This window comes from Nocardiopsis chromatogenes YIM 90109 (assembly GCF_000341185.1).
GTDB lineage: Bacteria > Actinomycetota > Actinomycetes > Streptosporangiales > Streptosporangiaceae > Nocardiopsis_A > Nocardiopsis_A chromatogenes.
Genome location: NZ_ANBH01000090.1, coordinates 1 through 17,581, shown reverse-complemented (window position 1 = coordinate 17,581; position 17,581 = coordinate 1). Strand labels below are relative to the sequence as shown.

The window sequence follows — 17,581 nt, the reverse complement described above, 5'->3', positions numbered from 1 at the left end:
GAGGACGGCCACGTCGAAGACCTATGAGCGACACTGCGCGGATTTCGGCGGATACGGAGGCGGGGAGACCAGTGGACACGGTGCGGACGCCGTCTCGGACGGCGGTGGCGGGCACGCTCATGGGCCGCGGCGGCGCACGGGCGGCGGGCGGCTCGGCGGTGGTCCTGGCGGCACTGCTCGCCGCGGGCTGCGGGGCGGGCGGCGACAGGGCGGGCTCGTCGGGTGTGTCGCAGGAGGACGCGGCCGCGGCCGGTGGCGCCGAGAGGGGCGCGGCCGCCCCCGAGGAGGGCGGCGACGCCGCGGCGGCCGAGGGCGGCGGCGCGCTCGACGTCGACGCGGAGCAGCGCCAGGTGGTGCACACCGCGATGATGACCGTGGAGGCCGACGACGTCGAGGAGGCGGCGGAGGAGGCCAAGGCCCTGGTCGCGGACGCGGACGGGCATGTGGCCAGTGAGAGCGTCTCCCCCTCCGGCGCGGGGCCCGCGCGGGCGACGCTGGTGGTGAAGGTTCCCCAGGACGGGTACGACGCCGCGCTGGAGGAGCTGGCAGGGCTGGGCGAGCGCGTCTCGTTGGAGCGCGAGGCCAAGGACGTGACCGAGGAGGTCGCCGACGTCGACAGCCGGGTGGAGTCGGCCGAGGCATCCCTGGACCGGCTGCGCGACCTACTGGCCGACGCCGAGGACGTCCAGGACGTCCTCAAGGTGGAGAAGGAGATCTCCGACCGCCAGGCCGAGCTGGAGGCGCTGCAGGCCCGGCAGGAGGCGCTGAGTACGTCGACGTCTTTCGGAACCGTCGAACTGAGCCTGCGGGAGCCCTCGGACCGGCCGACGAGCGACGGCGACGACTCCATCGGCTTCACCGGCGGCCTGGCCTACGGCTGGCAGGCGCTGGTGACCGTGGCCGGGGGAATCGCGGTGGCGGCGGGCTGGCTGCTGCCGTTCCTGGTGGTGGCGGCCGTGCTGCTGGCCCCGATCGCTTGGTGGCGCAGGCGCACGGGCCGCCCGGTGCTGCCGCTCCCCCGATGGTTCAGGCGGGGACGGGGCGGAGCGGAGAGCAGGGCTCCTGCCGGGACCGACATCCCCTCCCCCGACGAGAGCGGCCCCGGCTCCCCCGAAGGGCCCGAGGGGAAGAGCTCCGAAGAGGCGGACGCCGAGAAGACGCCCGAGGAGGAGCCCCCGAAGGACCAGTGACCGCCTGCGCCCCTGCGCGGGCCGTTCCGTGACGGGCGGCGACGGCTCATCCGGCGCCCCGCTCACGGGCCCCGGCCGGGCGGCGGGCCGCCGGGGCGTGAGGTGGGGGCGGCGAGGGCGGGGCGGTTCCCGGGCCCTGCCCGCCGTGCGGCGGGTTCCTCGCGGTCAGGGCGGGGCGGCGCGGTCCCGGGGGTCGCGCTCTTCCGCGCCCGGGGCGGCCCTCTGGCTCGTACCGCCCCCACCCGCACTTCCGTGACCTGGGCGAATACTCCGCGTTACGTGCGGGCGGGGACGGGAGACGCGCCCAGCGACGTTCCCGGCGGCCCTGGAGCGGCGAACACCGCGATTCCAGACAGGTTCTACGAACGGAATGCCCCGTTTCCTGCCCGGTTGGGGTGTTCGGCTCGGGTGCGGGGGCGGGCGCGGGGCCGCCCGGACCCCTCAGCCGGGCGCCCGGGGCCCACCTGGGGCCGATATCGGCTCCACGCAGTGACGCCGGGCCCGGCAGACGGCCCCGGTGCGCCGTTCAAGGCCCTGTCGGCACCGGATCCCGTTCACGTGTCGCGGTGAACGCACACCCGCACCGCCGGCGAGGCCGCCCCCGCTCGTCCGACGCCTCCCCCGCGCAGGGTCAGGTCTGCGACTCCTCGTGCACGAGCTCCGTCAGGCGGGTCAGCATGTCCGGGTCGGTGTTCGGGAGCACACCGTGGCCCAGGTTGAAGATGTGGCCCTCGGCGGCGCGGCCCCGGGACAGCACGTCGCGGGCGCGCTCGGCCACCACCTCCCACGGCGCGAACAGCGCCGCCGGGTCCAGGTTGCCCTGAAGGGCCGTCGCCGGCTGCACCCGCTGGGCCGCCTTGTCCAGCGGCACCCGCCAGTCCACGCCCACCACGTCGGCCCCGGCCTCGCTCAGCAGGCTCAGCAGCTCACCGGTGCCCACCCCGAAGTGGATGCGGGGCACGTCCAGCTCGCCGAGCCGCTCGAAGATCCAGGAGGTATGCGGCAGCACGGAGGCCCGGTAGTCCTCGGCGCTCAGCGCGCCCACCCAGGAGTCGAACAGCTGCACCGCGCCGGCGCCCGCGGCCACCTGCACCTTGAGGAACTCCAGGGTGATCGCCGACAGGCGGCGCATCAGGTCGTTCCACAGCTCGGGCTCGCCGTACATGAGCGCCTTGGTGCGCTCGTGGTTCTTGGACGGGCCGCCCTCGATGAGGTAGGAGGCCAGGGTGAACGGCGCCCCCGCGAACCCGATCAGCGGGGTGGGCCCGAGCTCGCCGACGAGCGTGCCCACCGCCTCGGTGACGAACGACACGTCGTCGGGGTCCAGCTCGCGCAGGCGCTTGATCCCGTCGGCGTCGCGGATCGGGTCGGCGACCACCGGCCCCACCCCGGACTTGATGTCCAGGTCCAGGCCGATCGCCTTGAGCGGCACCACGATGTCGCTGAAGTAGATCGCCGCGTCCACGCCGTGGCGCCGGACCGGCTGCATGGTGATCTCGACGATCATGTCCGGGCGGGCGCACGCCTCCAGCATCGGGACGTCGGCCCGCACCCTGCGGTACTCGGGCAGCGAGCGCCCGGCCTGGCGCATGTACCACACCGGTGTGCGGTCCACCGGGAGGCGCCGGCAGGCGCGGAGGAAAGGAGAGTCTTGGAGCGTCACCCCTCGATCGTGCCACGCACGCGGGGGCGCCATGACCCGACCCGGATATTCGGCGCGGCCGCTCCCCGCCGCACCGGACCCACCGCCGCACCGACACGCAGGGTGACCGCCCGGGGCCGGGCGGGGCGGATCGGCGTAACGACTTCGTCGCGTCCCGGATTCCAAGATCATCACGAAAACCCGACACGCCGGGGAATCGCCGCATCGTGCGGCGTGACTCGTGCCACCGTGGGCGGGTAGCAGGTCCCGTCACGCGCCGCGATCGCCCCCGGCCCGCCGGTCCGCGCGCCGGATGTTCCCCAACGACCATGATTAAGGCAGACGTTTCCATCATGCCCCCTCTCGGTAGGGTCGACGACGCGCCGCCCGTGTTCCGCCGCGCGGTGGAGAGCTTGCGCTCCGCCGCGGTCCGCCCCGAGATCACGGTCGAGGACATCCCCGCCCCCCGCCGCCTGGCCCCGCACGCCGCCGCCCTGTCGGCCCGCGTGGCCACCGAGGGCGGCGACGAGCCCGCACTGGGCCGCCTGATCGTGCTCTACGACCCCGACGGCACCCGCGACTGGCCGGGCCCCTTCCGCGTGGTGGCCTACGTCAGCTCGGAGGTGGAGAGCGAGATCGCCGCCGACCCGCTCCTGGGACAGGTGGCCTGGAGCTGGCTCACCGACGCCTTGGAGGCCTGCGGCGCCGACCACCGGGTGCTCAGCGGCACGGTCACCCGCGCGACCACGGAGGGTTTCGCCGCCAAGGCCGACCAGGGGCTGAGCACGGAGCTGGAGCTGCGGGCCTCGTGGTCGCCGGAGGGCGACGACCTGTCCGGGCACATGGCCGCCTGGCTCGCACTGCTCTCGGCCGCCTCCGGGCTGCCGCCCGCCGACGTGGCCGACCTGGCGTCCCGGCGCTCCCCGACGGAGGGCTGACACCCCCGTCCAAGCCGCGCGGACCGGACGCGACGTGGCGTTTCGCCCGTTCCCACCCCCCGTCGGCAAGGCCCGCCGACGCGGCGGATCCGGGCGCGGGCGCCCTGGTCCGGCCACGCTCGGCACGCGGCTTCGCTCCCGGAAGCGCATACCGTAGTGCTGTGGCGAACGTGCTGAATTCAACGACAGGTGCCCCCGAACCGGACGGATCGACACAGGAGGCGGAGCAGGGCGGCGGCCAGGCCCCGCTGCTGCGCACCCCGCGCGAGGGCCTTCCGCCGGTCGTGGCCGACGGGGCGGCGCTGCGCGCCACGGTGGCGGCGTTCGCCCAGGGCACCGGACCGGTCGCGGTGGACGCCGAGCGCGCCTCCGGGTACCGCTACGGCCAGCGCGCCTACCTGGTGCAGCTGCGCCGCGAGGGGGCGGGCTCGGCGCTGATCGACCCGGTCGCCTGCCCCGACCTGACCGAACTCGACGCGGCCATCGGCGGGGCCGAGACGGTGCTGCACGCGGCCCACCAGGACCTCCCCTGCCTGACCGAGGTCAACCTGCGCCCCCGGGCGCTCTTCGACACCGAGCTCGCCGGGCGGCTGCTGGGCTACCAGAAGGTGGGGCTGGGGTCGATGGTCGAGCGGGTGCTGGGGCTGCGCCTGGCCAAGGAGCACTCGGCCGTCGACTGGTCGGTGCGCCCGCTGCCCGAGGACTGGCTGACCTACGCCGCCTTGGACGTGGAGGTCCTGGTCGACCTGCGCGACGCCCTGGAGGCGGAACTGCGCGAGGCCGGGAAGCTGGAGTGGGCGCGCGAGGAGTTCGCCGCCGTGCTCGCCGCGCCGCCCAAGGAGCCGCGACCCGATCCCTGGCGGCGCACCTCCGGCATCCACCGGGTGCGCAACCAGCGCGCGCTGGGCGTCGTGCGGGAACTGTGGCTGGAGCGCGACCGGATCGCCCAGGAGCGCGACCTTTCGCCGGGCCGGGTGCTGCCGGACGCGGCGATCGTGGAGGCGGCGACGTCGATGCCGCGCAGCGCCCAGGAGCTGGGGGCGCTCAAGCCGTTCTCGGTCCGGCTGGCCCGGCGGTACGTGCCGCAGTGGATCAAGGCGGTGAACCGGGCCCGCGACATGGGTCCCGAGGAGCTCCCGCAGCCGAGCGCCCCGGGGGACGGCCCGCCGCCGACCAACCGCTGGCACGACCGCGACCCCGAGGCGGCCCGGCGGCTGGAGGCCGCGCGCGCGACGGTGTCGAGGATCGCCGAGCAGGTCGTGATGCCCACGGAGAACCTGCTGCAGCCGGACGCCGTGCGGCGCCTGGCCTGGACGCCGCCGGAGAGCCTGGACTCCGAGTCGGTCGCCGGGCACCTGTACGGCAACGGCGCGCGCGAGTGGCAGGTCGGCCTCACCGCGGAGGCGCTGGCCGAGGCCCTGACGCGGGCGGAGGCCGCCTCTCAGGCGGAGTAGGCGGAGTAGCCCGCCCCGGCGGCCGGGCCCGGCCGGGTTCGGCGGAGGCGGCGGCCCGTCCGGCAGTCCTGTCGGGCGGGCCGCCGCCTCCGCCGTGACGCCCCGGGGCGCCTTTCCCGGATCAGGTCTGGAGGGGCGCTCGTACAGGCGCTTGCAGGGGCACCGGCGGCATGCGCCCCGGGGCGAGAGCCGGTCGGCACGCCGTCGACTGATAGGAACGCGGCGAGGGCCGTGCCCGGGCACCGAACGGTCGGGCCCGATCGGAGAAGCACGCCCTGGCCGCGGCGGCTCCCGGTGGGGACTGCCCGCTCCCCGGCGGCGTTCCCTCCCGCCCCTCGCCCACCACCGGTCACGCTCCGCGGCCGGGCCGCCGCGCCCCGCCGTTCACGACCCGAACACCCAATGACAAACACGACGTTTCTCCGCTTAAACCTCGTGGGCCCCTAAAAAGCCCATAAGTGATAGAGTTCACACCCATCGACACCGCCGTGGAGGGTTCCCGGCCCTGCCGCGGCGGATTAAGTTATGGAATCGTGCTGTTGTCGATGCGAGGCGGAAAAGACCGGGGTGCGACGCGCGTGGGGGGACCTGTGCCCACGCCCGCCTCCGGTGCAGGCTACGGAGAGCGTGAACGGGAGGTGGGACCGGTGTCGCTGTGGCGGAACCTGATGCGCCGGGGCAAGGCGGTGCCGCCGCAGGAACCCGTGCCCTCCGCCGATCCGGAGGGGCCCGGCCGCACCCCCGGACTGCGCGTGGCCTCCCTGGAGCGCACCCTGGACGACAAGGTCCAGCGCCACGGCTCCGAGGACCCGCGCACCATCGCCGCGCGCAACAACCTCGCGAGCAAGTACGCCCAGATCGGCCGCCGCGAGGCGGCCCGGCTGGAGTTCGAGCGCACCCTGGAGGAGGCGGTCAAGGTCTTCGGGGAGGAGCACCCGCAGACCGACGTCATCCGCGAGAACCTCGCCTGGATCTGCGCGGACAGCGCCCGCCCCGCCCAGGCCGCCGAGCTGTGGGAGGTGCTGCTGCGCCACCGCACCGAGCGGCTGGGGCCGATGGCCTCCGACACCGTGGACGCGCGCACCCGACTGGCCGACGCGCTGCGCCGCTCCGGCGAGCACGAGGCCGCCGTCGCGCACTACGAGCGCGCCATCGAGGACGCGGCCGACCCGGTCGAGCGGGAGCGGCTGCGGGTGGGGCTGAGCATGGCGCTCAGCGCCGCGGGCCGGTACCAGGACGCCGTGCGCCAGCTGCGCCTGGTGCTCGCCCAGCGCTCGCGCCGCCTGGGCAGCCGCCACCACGACACCCTGGTCATCCACCACCGGCTGGGGCGCGCCTACACCCAGGCGGGGATGGACCGGGAGGCCATCGACACGCTGCGGCAGGCCTACCGGAACGGGCTCGCCGCCGTCGGCGACCCCGAGATCCGCATGCTCACCTTCAAGATGCGCCGCGACCTCGCCGGCGCCTACAGCGCCGCCGGGCGCCACCGCGAGGCCGCCTCCCTGTTCTGATCCGCCCCCGCACCCCCGCACGCCCCGACATCCACCCCGCGCCCGCCCGGCCCCAGGCCGGGCGGGCGCATGCCGTCCCGGCCTGCACTGAGCGGCGGGCACGCCCCGGAGTGGCGCGGATCTCCGGGGCGTGCTCTCCGGGCCTGCACGGGGACCGCCCCGTCGAACGCGAACCCGGAGCCGTCCCCGCGAACGGCGGCGAGGGACCCCGGAGCGGGCCGAAGCCGGACCCCGCGCCCCCGTCCGGAGGGGCCCGCCGCCCGGTGGGACGGCCGCCCGAACGCCCTGCGGCGGCACGCCGTCCGCCTCCGCGCCCGCTTCTCCCGCGATCCGCCGCGCAGCGCGCGCCCCCGGTGCTCGCGGCACTAGTTACCGGCGAGTAGCATGAGGGGGGCAAACCACCCATCAGGTTGTGAAGGAGGGGCAATCGTGCCGCGAACCGCCCGCGATGTCGTGTTTGTCGACGGGGCCAGGACCCCGTTCGGCAAGGCCGGCAAGGGCCTCTACGCCGAGACGCGCGCCGATGACCTCGTCGTCCGCGTCATCCGGGAACTTCTGCGCCGCAACCCCCAGTTGCCGCCCGAGCGCGTCGACGAGGTCGCGATCGCCGCCACCACGCAGATCGGCGACCAGGGGCTGACCATCGGCCGCAGCGCCGCCCTCCTGGCCGGGCTGCCCCGCAGCGTCCCCGGCTACGCCATCGACCGCATGTGCGCCGGCGCGCTCACCGCGGCCACCACCGCCGGGGCCGGGATCTCCTTCGGGGCCTACGACGTCGTCATCGCGGGCGGCGTCGAGCACATGGGGCGCCACCCCATGGGCGAGGGCGTCGACCCCAACCCGCGCTTCCTGTCCGAGAAGCTGGTGGACCCCTCCGCCCTGGTCATGGGCAACACCGCGGAGAACCTCCACGACCGCTTCCCCTCCATCACCAAGGAGCGCGCCGACGCCTACGCGGTGCGCAGCCAGGAGAAGGTCGCCAAGGCCTACGCCGAGGGCAAGATCCAGCAGGACCTGGTGGAGACGCTGGTGCGCTCGGCCGAGCAGGGCTTCGGGCTGGCCAGCGCCGACGAGCCGCCGCGGCCCGGCACCTCCATGGAGGACCTGGCCAAGCTCAAGACGCCGTTCCGCGCGCACGGCAACGTGACCCCGGGCAACGCCGCCGGGCTGAACGACGGCGCGACCGGCGCCATCCTGGCCGCCGAGGACGTCGCCGCCGACCTGGGCCTGGACTCCCGGATGCGCCTGGTGGACTTCTCCTTCGCCGGCGTGGAGCCCGAGGTCATGGGCGTGGGCCCGGTCCCGGCCACCGAGAAGCTGCTCGCCCGCCAGGGCATGAGCATGGACGACATCGGCCTCATCGAGATCAACGAGGCCTTCGCCGTGCAGGTGCTCGCCTTCCTGGAGCACTTCGGCATCGCCGACGACGACGCCCGGGTCAACCCGTGGGGCGGCGCCATCGCCCTGGGCCACCCGCTGGCCTCCTCCGGCGTGCGGCTGATGATGCAGCTCTCGCGCCTGTTCGCCGAGCGCCCGGACGTCCGCTACGGCCTGACCACCATGTGCGTCGGCATGGGCATGGGCGGGACCGTGCTGTGGGAGAACACGAACTGGGAAGGAAACGCCAAGTGAGCAGCCCGATCGAGCAGGCGCGGGAGCTCTTCGCCGACGAGGTCGTCACCAAGGCCCTGTCGCGCGACGTCGAACTCCCCTACGGTGCCGGCACCGCCGTCCTGATCACCCTGGACAACGGCCACGACCACACCAAGCCCAACACCTTCGGCCCCGGCGGCCTGCTGAGCCTGAACGAGGCCATCGACGCCGCCGCGGCCCGCACCGACATCGCCGCGGTCGCCGTCACCGGCAAGCCGTTCATCTTCGCCGTCGGCGCCGACCTGACCGGCGTGCCGCTGCTGGAGAACCGCGAGCAGGCGCACGCCATCGGCAAGCTGGGCCACGACGTGATGCGCCGCCTGGGCGAGCTGCACGTGCCCACCTTCGCCTTCGTCAACGGTGCGGCGATGGGCGGCGGCGTCGAGGCGGCGCTGCACTGCACCTACCGCACCGTCTCCTCGGGCGTCCCGGCGTTCGCGCTGCCCGAGGCGTTCCTGGGCCTGGTGCCCGGCTGGGGCGGCACCTACCTGCTGCCGCACCTGATCGGCGCCGAGAAGGCGCTCAAGCTGATCATCGAGAACCCGCTCAACCAGAACAAGATGATCAAGGGCCCGCAGGTGCGCGAGCTGGGCATCGCCGACGCGATGTTCGAGCCGGCCGACTTCGTCGAGGAGTCGCTGCGCTGGGCGGCCCAGGTCGTCAAGGGCGACATCACCGTCGAGCGGCCCGAGGTGGACACGGGCGAGGCCTGGGACCAGGCCGTGGCCGGCGCCCGGTTCATGGTCGACGGCAAGCTGCACGGCGCCGCACCGGCGCCGGTGCGCGCGCTGGACCTGGTGGCCGCCGCCAAGGACCGCAGCCGCGACGAGGGCTTCGCCGCCGAGGACGACGCCCTGGCCGACCTGATCATGAGCGACCAGCTCAAGGCCGGGCTGTACGCCTTCGACCTGGTGCAGAAGCGCGCCAAGCGCCCCGCCGGGGCCCCGGACAAGTCGCTGGCCCGCAAGGTGAACAAGGTCGGCGTCGTCGGCGCCGGGCTGATGGCCGGGCAGCTCGCGCTGCTGTTCGCGCGCCGCCTGGACGTGCCGGTCGTGCTGACCGACCTGGACCGGGAGCGCCTGGACAAGGGCGTGGGCTACGTCCACGGCGAGATCGACAAGCTGCTGGCCAAGGGCCGGGTCAGCCAGGACAAGGCGAACCGGCTCAAGGCCCAGGTGACCGGGTCGCTGACCAAGGACGCCTTCGCCGACGCCGACTTCGTCATCGAGGCCGTCTTCGAGAAGATGGAGGTCAAGCAGCAGGTCTTCGCCGAGGTGGAGGCCGTGGTCTCCCCCGAGGCGATCCTGGCGACCAACACCTCCTCCCTCTCGGTCACCGAGATGGCGAGCAAGCTGGAGCACCCCGAGCGGGTGGTGGGCTTCCACTTCTTCAACCCGGTCGCGGTGCTGCCGCTGCTGGAGCTGGTGCGCGGCGAGAGGACCGACGAGGCCGCGCTGGCCACGGCCTTCGCCACCGCCAAGAAGCTGAAGAAGACCGCGGTGCTGTGCAAGGACGCCCCGGCGTTCGTGGTGAACCGGCTGCTCACCCTGTTCATGGGCGAGGTGCTGGGCGCCGTGGAGGAGGGCACCGGGCCCGAGGCCGCCGACCGCGCGGTCGCGCCGCTGGGGCTGCCCATGTCGCCGCTGCTGCTCCTGCAGCTCGTCGGCCCGGCCGTGGCGCTGCACGTGTCCGAGACGCTGGCCGGGGCGTTCCCGGACCGGTTCAGCGTCTCCGAGCAGCACCGGCGCATGGTCGAGGCGGGCAAGACGCAGGTCTTCGGCCCCGACTTCCAGCTCGACCCGGAGGTCAAGGAGCTGTTCAGCGGCGGCGGGAAGGCCTCCTCCGAGCAGGAGATCCTGGACCGTGCGCTGGAGGCGCTGGCCAAGGAGATCCGGATCATGCTGGACGAGGGCGTCGTCGCCGAGGCGGCCGACATCGACCTGTGCCTGATCACGGGCGCGGGCTGGCCGTTCCACCTGGGCGGCATCACGCCGTACCTGGACTACAGCGGCGTGTCCGAGCGCGTCAACGGCGCGAAGTTCCACCCCGAGGGCTACAAGGCCGTGTAGGGCGCGGGGCCCACTGTGCGCCCCGATCGCCGCCGCTCCGCCCCGTGCCGACACCGTCGGCACGGGGCGGTTCTCTTTCCCGGGACCGGATGGCGTCCGCAGAGCACCCGGCGGACGGAACCGCGAGCGGTGGCGGCCGAAGCCCGCCCGCCGCCGTGCGGGGCACCGGCCGCGCCCGGGCACGGCCGAGACGCGTCTCAGGGCCGCCACGGCCGCGCCGACCCGTGGGACGGGAATTCCGCAGACGCGAACCGGGGCCGGTCGCCCGTCCGCTCCCGTGCCAATGGGGACACGCCCGGGGTGGGAGCGTTCACGTCCCTGTGCTCCTCGCCCAAACGTCCTACCCTGGAGGTATGGACGCCGACGACGCCGAGGCGCGGGGCGGCGGAGACACCGCGTTCGCGGTCGCCAACCGGCTCCGGGTCACCTGGGAAGGGGCCTGGCTCGCCGTGGGGTGCGCCGTGTTCACCGGGATCGGCGTCGCGCTGGTCGCCAAGGGCGGGACGCTCGATGTGGTGGTCGGCGTGCTGGCGATCGTCCTCTTCGGCGGGGGCGGGCTGCTGGCCGCCTCCCGGCACCTGTCGCGCCGACCGGTGCTGCTGTTGGACGCCGAGGGCGTGCGCATCCCTGCGCCGTGGCCGCGTTCGACCGCCGACGACCTGGTGCTCCCGTGGAAGGACGTCACCGGGGTGTGCGCGTGCGCGAAGGCGCTGCACCACCGGGGCGGCACCGTGTTCCTGCACTACCTGGTCTTCCTGACCGGGGAGGAGCCTCCGGAGCTGCCGCCCTCGCCGTGGCGGCCCGAACCCGCGGTGCGGATCCGCCCGACCTGGAACCGCACGGTGGAGGAGGTTCTGGCCGAGGCGCGCCGCCACAAGCCGGACCTGCCCTTCACCGACCGCCGCCCGGCCCCGGCCGGGGGCCGCTGAGGGGCGGCCCGGAGGCGCCGGGGCGAAGACCCACCGCCCCGGGCGCCGTCACACCCCCTGCGGTGCCCTGTCGGTGCCCTCGGCGCCCACCGCCGGGGCGCCCTCGTCCGCGTCGCCGCCCTCGCTGATGCCGATGCGGTCGTGCAGCCGCCGCAGGGGGCGGGGCAGCCACCAGTTCGCGTCGCCGAGCAGGCGCATGGTCGCCGGGACGAGCAGCGCCCGCACCAGGGTCGCGTCCACCACCACGGCCACCGCCAGCCCGATGCCGATGATCTTCAGCGACAGCAGCGCCGAGGTGCCCATCGCGGCCAGCACCACCACCAGCAGCAGCGCCGCGCTGGTGATGATCCTGCCGGTGCGCTGCAGCCCGACCGCGACCGAGTGCGCGTTGTCGCCGGAGTCCAGGTACTCCTCGCGGACCCGGCTGAGCAGGAACAGCTCGTAGTCCATGGCCAGCCCGAAGGACACCACCAGGATCAGTACCAGGTAGGTCGGGTCCATGGTGCCGACCGCGTCGAAGCCGAGCGGCGCCGCCAGGTGCCCCTCCTGGAACCCCCAGATGACCACCCCCAGGGACGCCCCCAGCGACAGGAAGCCCATGAGGACGGCCTTGACCGGCAGGACCAGCGACCCGAAGGCCATGAACAGCAGCACCAGCGTCACGACGATGACGAAGCCGAGCGTCGCGGGGACGGCGTTCAGGATGCCGTCCAGGGTGTCCTTCTGCTGCGCGGCCACGCCGCCCACCAGGACCTCGTCGGCGCCGTCGGGGCCGGGCCCGGCGCGCAGGTCCTCGACGAGGCGCTGGGTGGCGGGGGCGTCCACCTCGCCCTCGTAGGCCACGGACACGTGGGCGGCGGTGTCGCCCACGCGCTCCACGTCGGCGCGCAGGACCCCGTCGAGCCCTTCCAGGCGTTCGGCGTAGGCCTCCAGCGCGCGCTCCCCGCCGGTGCCGGTCAGGTCCCCGGTGACGGCGATGTCGGCGGTGGCCACGTCCCCGGCGGGGAACTCCTCCGACAGCATCTCGGAGGCCGCCCTCCCGTCGGCACCGGCGGGCAGGTAGCGCTGGTCGGTGGAGCCGACGTGGGTGGAGGTCAGCGCCGAGGCGAAGGCGATCAGCACCCCGCCCACCGCGACCAGGTACAGCACCGGACGGCGCATGACGCTGTGCGCCAGGCGGGCCCACCCGCCGGAGGCCGCGGCCCGGGAGGCCCGCTCGGCCCCGGCGGCGAGCGCCGCGGTCGCGCTCAGGGCCCGGCGCCGCCGCACCCGCGGGAAGACCGGCAGGGCGTCGATGCGCCGCCCGACCACGGCGAGCAGGGCGGGCAGCACCACCAGCGCGGCCAGCAGGTCGAACAGGACGACCGCGATGCCGCCGAGGCCGATGGAGCGCAGCATCGGCTGGGGGAAGAACAGCAGCCCGGCGAAGGAGATCATGACGGTGATGCCGGAGAAGGCGACGGTGCGCCCGGCGGTGGACAGGGTCCGCGCCACCGCATCGGCGACCGGCCGTCCGGCGCCCGCCTCCTCCCGGAAGCGGCTGACGATGAACAGCCCGTAGTCGATGGCCAGGCCGAGGCCCAGGAGGGTGGCGACGTTGACCGCGAACACCGACACCTCGGTGACGTAGGTCAGGGCGCGCAGCATCGCCAGGGAGCCGACGATGGCCAGGCCGCCCACGGCCAGCGGGGTGAGGGCGGCGACGACGCCGCCGAAGATGACCACCAGCAGCACGAGGAGCAGCGGCAGGGAGACGAGTTCGGCGCGCACCACGTCGCTCTCGGCGCGCTCGGAGATCTCCTGCTCGACCGGGAGGGGGCCGCCCAGGCGCACCTCCAGGGGGCCCGCGCTGATGTCGTCCCGGATCTCCTGGAAGTTCTCCATCCGCTCGTCCTTGGTGGAGCCCTCGATGGTGATCGGCACGTAGGTGGCGTGGCCGTCCTCGGCGAGCAGGATGCCGCGCTCGGTGTCGGTGAGCCCCTCGTCGAGATAGGTGGTGGCGGAGGCGACCTGCTCCTCGGGGAGCTCGTCGCGCATGCGCTTGACGAGGTTGGCGAAGGTGGGGTTGTCGTAGCGGATCTCGTCGCTGCTGAAGACGGCGACGACGTCGACCCCGTCGTGCCCGAGTTCGCGCTCGATGGTCTCGGCGGCGCGGGTGGACTCGGCGCCGGGGTCCTCGAAGCCGCCGTCGCTCACGGCGCCGAACAGGCCGCCGCCCCACACGGCCGCCGCGGCGGCGAGCACGAGGGTGGCGGCCAGGACCCACAGGCGGCCGCGGTAGGTGAAACGCCCCAGCGCTGAGAACATGGAGGACCTCGGCTTGCTGTTAACGTGAAGAGTCGGTGAACACCGTAAGCTTTACGCCGTTCACTAAAGCTGACACTGCTCACACTTGTCAACGGTGCGCCGGGCGGGACCGACCCGCCGCTGCGCCCATCGAGGAGGCGGATGTGCCCGCAGAGGCGTCGGCGCCGACCGGCGGCGGCACACAGGCGCAGGCCGGGCCGGACGCGGCCGCGGCCCCCGGGCGGCGTGAACGTGTGCGCGAGGCCACACTCCGGGAGATCAAGGACAACGCCCGGCGGCGGCTCGCGGCCGAGGGGCCGTCCGGGGTGTCGCTGCGCGCGATCGCCCGCGACATGGGCATGACCGCCCCGGGCCTGTACCGCTACTTCTCCGGCCTCGACGACCTGCTGAACGACGTCCGCGCGGACCTGTTCCACGAGCTGTCCGCGGCGGTGGCCGGCGCCGCGGGGCCGCTGCCCGAGGACGACACCGACGGGCGCATCCTGGCCTCGCTGCGGGCCTTCCGGAGCTGGGCGCTGGCCCACCGGGCCGAATTCTCCCTGCTGTTCGCCACCCCCGCCCCGCAGGACGCCCCCGACCCGCGGGTACTGGAGGCGGGGCGGGGGTTCGCCGCCTCGTTCTTCTCCCTGTTCGACCGGCTGCTGGCCGAGCGGCGCATCCCGCTTCCCGCGGACGACGAGATCGGCCCGGAGCTGCGGGAGCGGCTGGACGCGTTCGCCGCCAAGACCGGCTTCACCATCGACAACGCCTCCTATGGGGCGCTGCGGGTGCTCATGTCGTGCTGGGTGCGCCTCTACGGGCTGGTGAGCATGGAGGTCGCCGAGCACATGACGCCCATCATGGGCGACATGGAGCCCCTGTTCGAGGCCGAACTCCAGGACATCCTGTCCCCCGCGGGCGTGGCGTACCGGGCGTCCGGCCAGGACTGAGGCCCGCCCGGGCCGCCGCTGAGCCGCCCTGAGGGCCTACGGCAGGCTCCCGGCGGGCCCGCCAGAACGTCCACCGCCCCGGGCCCGCCCACGACCTCCTGAAGGCCGGGACGACCGGCTCCACCGGCATGGACGTACCGCCCGCCCGCGCGGTTCCCGCACCCCCACGGCCGCCTCCGGTCGCCCCGGAGGCGGCCTTCGCGCTATCGTCGCCCCCCGTGTCCGATTAAGGTTGATCATCCACCCTTGCCCGGACCTGGGCGGGGAAGCGGACCACAGGCGGAAGGACGGGGCCCAGTGGAGCACACGCACGGCGGTGACCGCGCCTCTTCGGCGCCCCCGCCCCGTCCGCTGGGGCCGCCCCAGGCGCCCCCGCAGCACGCGCCGCACCCCTCCCCCGCGCACCCCCGTGCTCCGCAGGCACCGTACCCGCAGACACCGCACCCGCAGGGCCGCCCGGCCCCGCCCCCGGGGCCCTACGGCCCCGGGTTCGCGCCGCCCGGCGGGCCCGCCTTCCACGGCTACGCGCCCCCGCAGCCGCCGCGCAGGCGCGGCCCTTCGCGCGGGGTGATGTGGACGGCCATCACCGGTTCGGCCCTGGTGTCGGTGGGCGCCGCGCTGACCGCGCTGTTCATGGTCTTCACCCAGTCCGCCCAGGACGTCGAGCCGGTCCGCTCCGAGAACGTCAGCGGCGCGTACGCGGACGCGCTCACCGACCCCCCCCGGCGCGGTCGAGGTCGGCGTCTACGACCACCCGGCCTACGCCCTGGACATGCCCGAGACGGTGGACTGCGCCGTGCCCGACCTGGACCCGTCCTCGGACGCGTCCTGGGACCGCTTCACCTCCGAGCTCGGCGTGTGCCTGAACGACCTGTGGCGCCCGCGCCTTGAGGAGCTGGGCCTGCGCGTCGCGGACCCGGAGTTCGCCACCACCGACACCGACCCCGCGATGTTCGCCGACGACCAGGGCACCACCATGGCCTACTACGACGGCGATGAGCGGGTCGTCACCGTCGTGGTCCCCAACGTCGCCGAGCTCTCGGAGGAGTTCCCCGCCCGCGGCCAGGAGGCGATCTGGTCGGCGCTCATCGGGCACGAGTACGGCCACCACGTCCAGCAGGTCACGGGTGTGCTCGACAAGACCTACGACATGGAGGTCAAGGCCTCCAGCGAGGAGGGCTCGCTGCGGGCGCTGCGCCGCACCGAGCTGCAGGCCGAGTGCATGGGCGGCATCGCCATGCGGGGCCTGGGCTACGACACCGCGGAGATCGAGCGGGTCAACGAGGTCCTCAACGGCGGGGGCGACCTGCCGACCCACGGCACCTCGGAGAACCGCCGGGAGTGGTACGAGCAGGGATCGACCGGGGACACACTGGCCGCCTGCAACACCTTCGAGGCACCGGCGGACGAGGTGAGCTGAGAGCGGAGGCGCCGAGCGGGCGACCGGTGCGCCCGCCGCTTCCGCCCGGACGGCGTCCGGGCCGCGTCCGGGCCCGCCCGGGGCGGCCCGGCAGGCCGGGCCCGACGGGCCGGGCGGCGGTCAGCCCCGGGCGGCCCGGCGGAACTCGTCCCAGCCGAGCAGCTTCACCCGGTCGCCGCGGCCCAGGCGGTCCGCCAGAGCCGCCTCCGCCTCGTCGATCGCCAGCCAGCCCTCATAGCCGTTCACCTCGGCGCCCGAACGCCCCAGCAGCGCGTCGGGGTGCTCCTGCGGTCCCCCGCCCTCCCGGAGCCGGTCGGCGTCGTCCAGCAGCGAGCGCACCGTCGCCGCCGCGTCGGACTTGTTGGTCCCGATCACGCCGGTCGCGCCGCGCTTGATCCACCCGGCCACATACACTCCGGCGACCCGCTCCCCCGCCCCGTCCACGACGCGGCCCTCCTCGTGCGGGACCGTCGCGCCGCCCTCGTCGAAGGGCAGGCCCGGAAGCGGAAGCCCCTGGTAGCCGATGGAGCGGAACACCATCCCGGCCGGGATCTCCTCGGTTCGGCCGGTGCCCTGGAGGCGGCCGTCGGCGTCGAGCACGGTCCGCTCCACCGTCAGGGACCGCACACGCTCGGTGCCGTTCAGCCGCACCGGGCGCCGCCAGAAGCAGAACCGCACCTCGCGCGGGCGCCCCTCCGCAGAGCGCCCGGCCCACTCCTTCAGGTAGCGCAGGTTGGTGCGGGCCGCGCGCGCGGCGCCCCGCATCTGCTCGCCGTTGGGGTCGATGTCCACCTCGGCGGGATCGACCACCGTGTCGGCATTGGCCAGCTCGCCGATGTCGCGCAGCTCGGGCGCGGTGAACTTGGCGTGCAGCGGGCCGCGCCGGGCCACAACGTTGATCCGGCGCACCTTGCTTGCCGCGAGCACGTCCAGCATCGGCTGGGGCACATCGGTGGCGCGCAGCTCGTCGGCGCTCTTGGCGAGCATCCGCGCCACGTCCAGGGCGACGTTGCCCGCGCCGACGACGGCCGCCTCCTCCGCGTCCAGGAGGAACCGCTCCACCTCGGTGTCGGGGTGGCCGCAGTACCAGTTGACGAAGTCGGTGGCGGCGACGCTGCCGGGCAGGTCCTCCCCGGGCACGCCCATGCGGCGGTCGGTGGGGGCGCCGGTGGCGAACACGACGGCGTGGTAGGCGCCCCGGAGGTCCTCCAGGCCGACGTGGCTCCCGTACTCCACTCCGCCCAGGAAGCGCACACGGGGGTGCTCCAGGACCGTGCGCAGTGCGCGGGCCACGCCCTTGATCTTGGTGTGGTCCGGGGCCACGCCGTAGCGCACCAGCCCGTAGGGGGTGGGGAGCCGGTCGAGGACGTCGACGGAGACGTGCTCGCGGTTCTGCCGGGTCAGGGCGTCGGCGGTGTAGATGCCCGCCGGGCCGGAACCGATGACCGCCACGCGCAGGGTCTCGGGAGAACTCATGCCTCCATTGTCCCGCATCCGCAGGCGGCGGGGGGATCACCGGCGCGGCCCGCCCCCCGG

The 17,581-nt window shown here is 74.5% G+C and carries 13 protein-coding genes; 9 read left to right on the top strand and 4 right to left on the bottom strand.

What is annotated here, in order from left to right; all coding sequences use genetic code 11:
- Positions 1-71 precede the first annotated feature (71 nt).
- Complete coding sequence (locus D476_RS0109030; RefSeq protein WP_017623622.1) at positions 72-1,190, top strand: DUF4349 domain-containing protein; 1,119 nt, start codon at positions 72-74, stop codon at positions 1,188-1,190.
- Positions 1,191-1,821: 631 nt separating this feature from the next.
- On the opposite strand, the gene hemE is transcribed toward D476_RS0109030, so the two are convergent.
- Complete coding sequence (hemE, locus tag D476_RS0109025; protein WP_152529288.1) at positions 1,822-2,886, bottom strand: uroporphyrinogen decarboxylase; 1,065 nt, start codon at positions 2,884-2,886, stop codon at positions 1,822-1,824.
- Positions 2,887-3,185: 299 nt separating this feature from the next.
- Here hemE and D476_RS0109020 point away from each other — a divergent pair, with 299 nt between their 5' ends.
- The 6 genes from D476_RS0109020 to D476_RS0108995 all read left to right on the top strand — a co-directional run bounded on the left by D476_RS0109020 (position 3,186) and on the right by D476_RS0108995 (position 11,389).
- On the top strand, positions 3,186-3,770 hold the full coding sequence (locus tag D476_RS0109020) for a DUF3000 domain-containing protein (RefSeq protein WP_026123362.1): 585 nt from the start codon (positions 3,186-3,188) through the stop codon (positions 3,768-3,770).
- Positions 3,771-3,931: 161 nt separating this feature from the next.
- Positions 3,932-5,224 carry an HRDC domain-containing protein gene (locus D476_RS0109015; protein WP_017623619.1) on the top strand — a complete coding sequence of 431 codons (1,293 nt, stop codon included), beginning with the start codon at positions 3,932-3,934 and terminating at the stop codon, positions 5,222-5,224.
- Between the two features lie 638 nt (positions 5,225-5,862).
- Positions 5,863-6,738 (top strand): tetratricopeptide repeat protein, encoded by an 876-nt coding sequence (locus D476_RS0109010; RefSeq protein WP_017623618.1) that lies wholly within the window; start codon positions 5,863-5,865, stop codon positions 6,736-6,738.
- A gap of 429 nt (positions 6,739-7,167) precedes the next feature.
- Entirely contained in the window at positions 7,168-8,370 is a 1,203-nt protein-coding gene (locus D476_RS0109005) for a thiolase family protein (RefSeq protein ID WP_017623617.1), read from the top strand.
- A complete protein-coding gene (locus D476_RS0109000; RefSeq protein ID WP_017623616.1) occupies positions 8,367-10,460 on the top strand; it encodes a 3-hydroxyacyl-CoA dehydrogenase NAD-binding domain-containing protein in 2,094 nt (697 codons plus the stop codon). Before D476_RS0109005 ends, D476_RS0109000 begins: the two co-directional genes overlap by 4 nt.
- 353 nt (positions 10,461-10,813) lie before the next feature.
- Complete coding sequence (locus D476_RS0108995) at positions 10,814-11,389, top strand: STM3941 family protein (RefSeq protein ID WP_017623615.1); 576 nt, start codon at positions 10,814-10,816, stop codon at positions 11,387-11,389.
- Positions 11,390-11,437: 48 nt separating this feature from the next.
- Here the strand turns inward: D476_RS0108995 and D476_RS0108990 are convergent, their stop codons facing one another.
- A complete protein-coding gene (locus D476_RS0108990; protein WP_017623614.1) occupies positions 11,438-13,696 on the bottom strand; it encodes an MMPL family transporter in 2,259 nt (752 codons plus the stop codon).
- A gap of 143 nt (positions 13,697-13,839) precedes the next feature.
- Here D476_RS0108990 and D476_RS0108985 point away from each other — a divergent pair, with 143 nt between their 5' ends.
- Positions 13,840-14,625 carry a TetR/AcrR family transcriptional regulator gene (locus D476_RS0108985; protein WP_017623613.1) on the top strand — a complete coding sequence of 262 codons (786 nt, stop codon included), beginning with the start codon at positions 13,840-13,842 and terminating at the stop codon, positions 14,623-14,625.
- Positions 14,626-15,146: 521 nt separating this feature from the next.
- Here D476_RS0108985 and D476_RS38860 read toward each other — a convergent pair.
- Positions 15,147-15,338: a hypothetical protein gene (locus tag D476_RS38860; protein WP_017623612.1), complete on the bottom strand. Its 192-nt coding sequence runs from the start codon at positions 15,336-15,338 to the stop codon at positions 15,147-15,149.
- A gap of 59 nt (positions 15,339-15,397) precedes the next feature.
- Here D476_RS38860 and D476_RS38855 point away from each other — a divergent pair, with 59 nt between their 5' ends.
- Positions 15,398-16,045, top strand: coding sequence for a neutral zinc metallopeptidase (locus D476_RS38855; protein WP_017623611.1), 648 nt, complete (start codon positions 15,398-15,400; stop codon positions 16,043-16,045).
- A gap of 120 nt (positions 16,046-16,165) precedes the next feature.
- Here D476_RS38855 and D476_RS0108970 read toward each other — a convergent pair whose 3' ends face one another.
- Positions 16,166-17,521, bottom strand: coding sequence for an FAD-dependent oxidoreductase (locus D476_RS0108970; RefSeq protein WP_017623610.1), 1,356 nt, complete (start codon positions 17,519-17,521; stop codon positions 16,166-16,168).
- Positions 17,522-17,581: the final 60 nt, after the last annotated feature.

Coding starts and splice junctions, on each gene's coding strand:
- hemE (WP_152529288.1), bottom strand. CDS start 2,886: ATGGCGCCCCCGCGTGCGTGGCACGATCGAGGGGTGACGCTCCAAGAC.
- D476_RS0109020 (WP_026123362.1), top strand. CDS start 3,186: ATGCCCCCTCTCGGTAGGGTCGACGACGCGCCGCCCGTGTTCCGCCGC.
- D476_RS0108970 (WP_017623610.1), bottom strand. CDS start 17,521: ATGAGTTCTCCCGAGACCCTGCGCGTGGCGGTCATCGGTTCCGGCCCG.
- D476_RS0108995 (WP_017623615.1), top strand. CDS start 10,814: ATGGACGCCGACGACGCCGAGGCGCGGGGCGGCGGAGACACCGCGTTC.
- D476_RS0108990 (WP_017623614.1), bottom strand. CDS start 13,696: ATGTTCTCAGCGCTGGGGCGTTTCACCTACCGCGGCCGCCTGTGGGTC.
- D476_RS38855 (WP_017623611.1), top strand. CDS start 15,398: ATGCCCGAGACGGTGGACTGCGCCGTGCCCGACCTGGACCCGTCCTCG.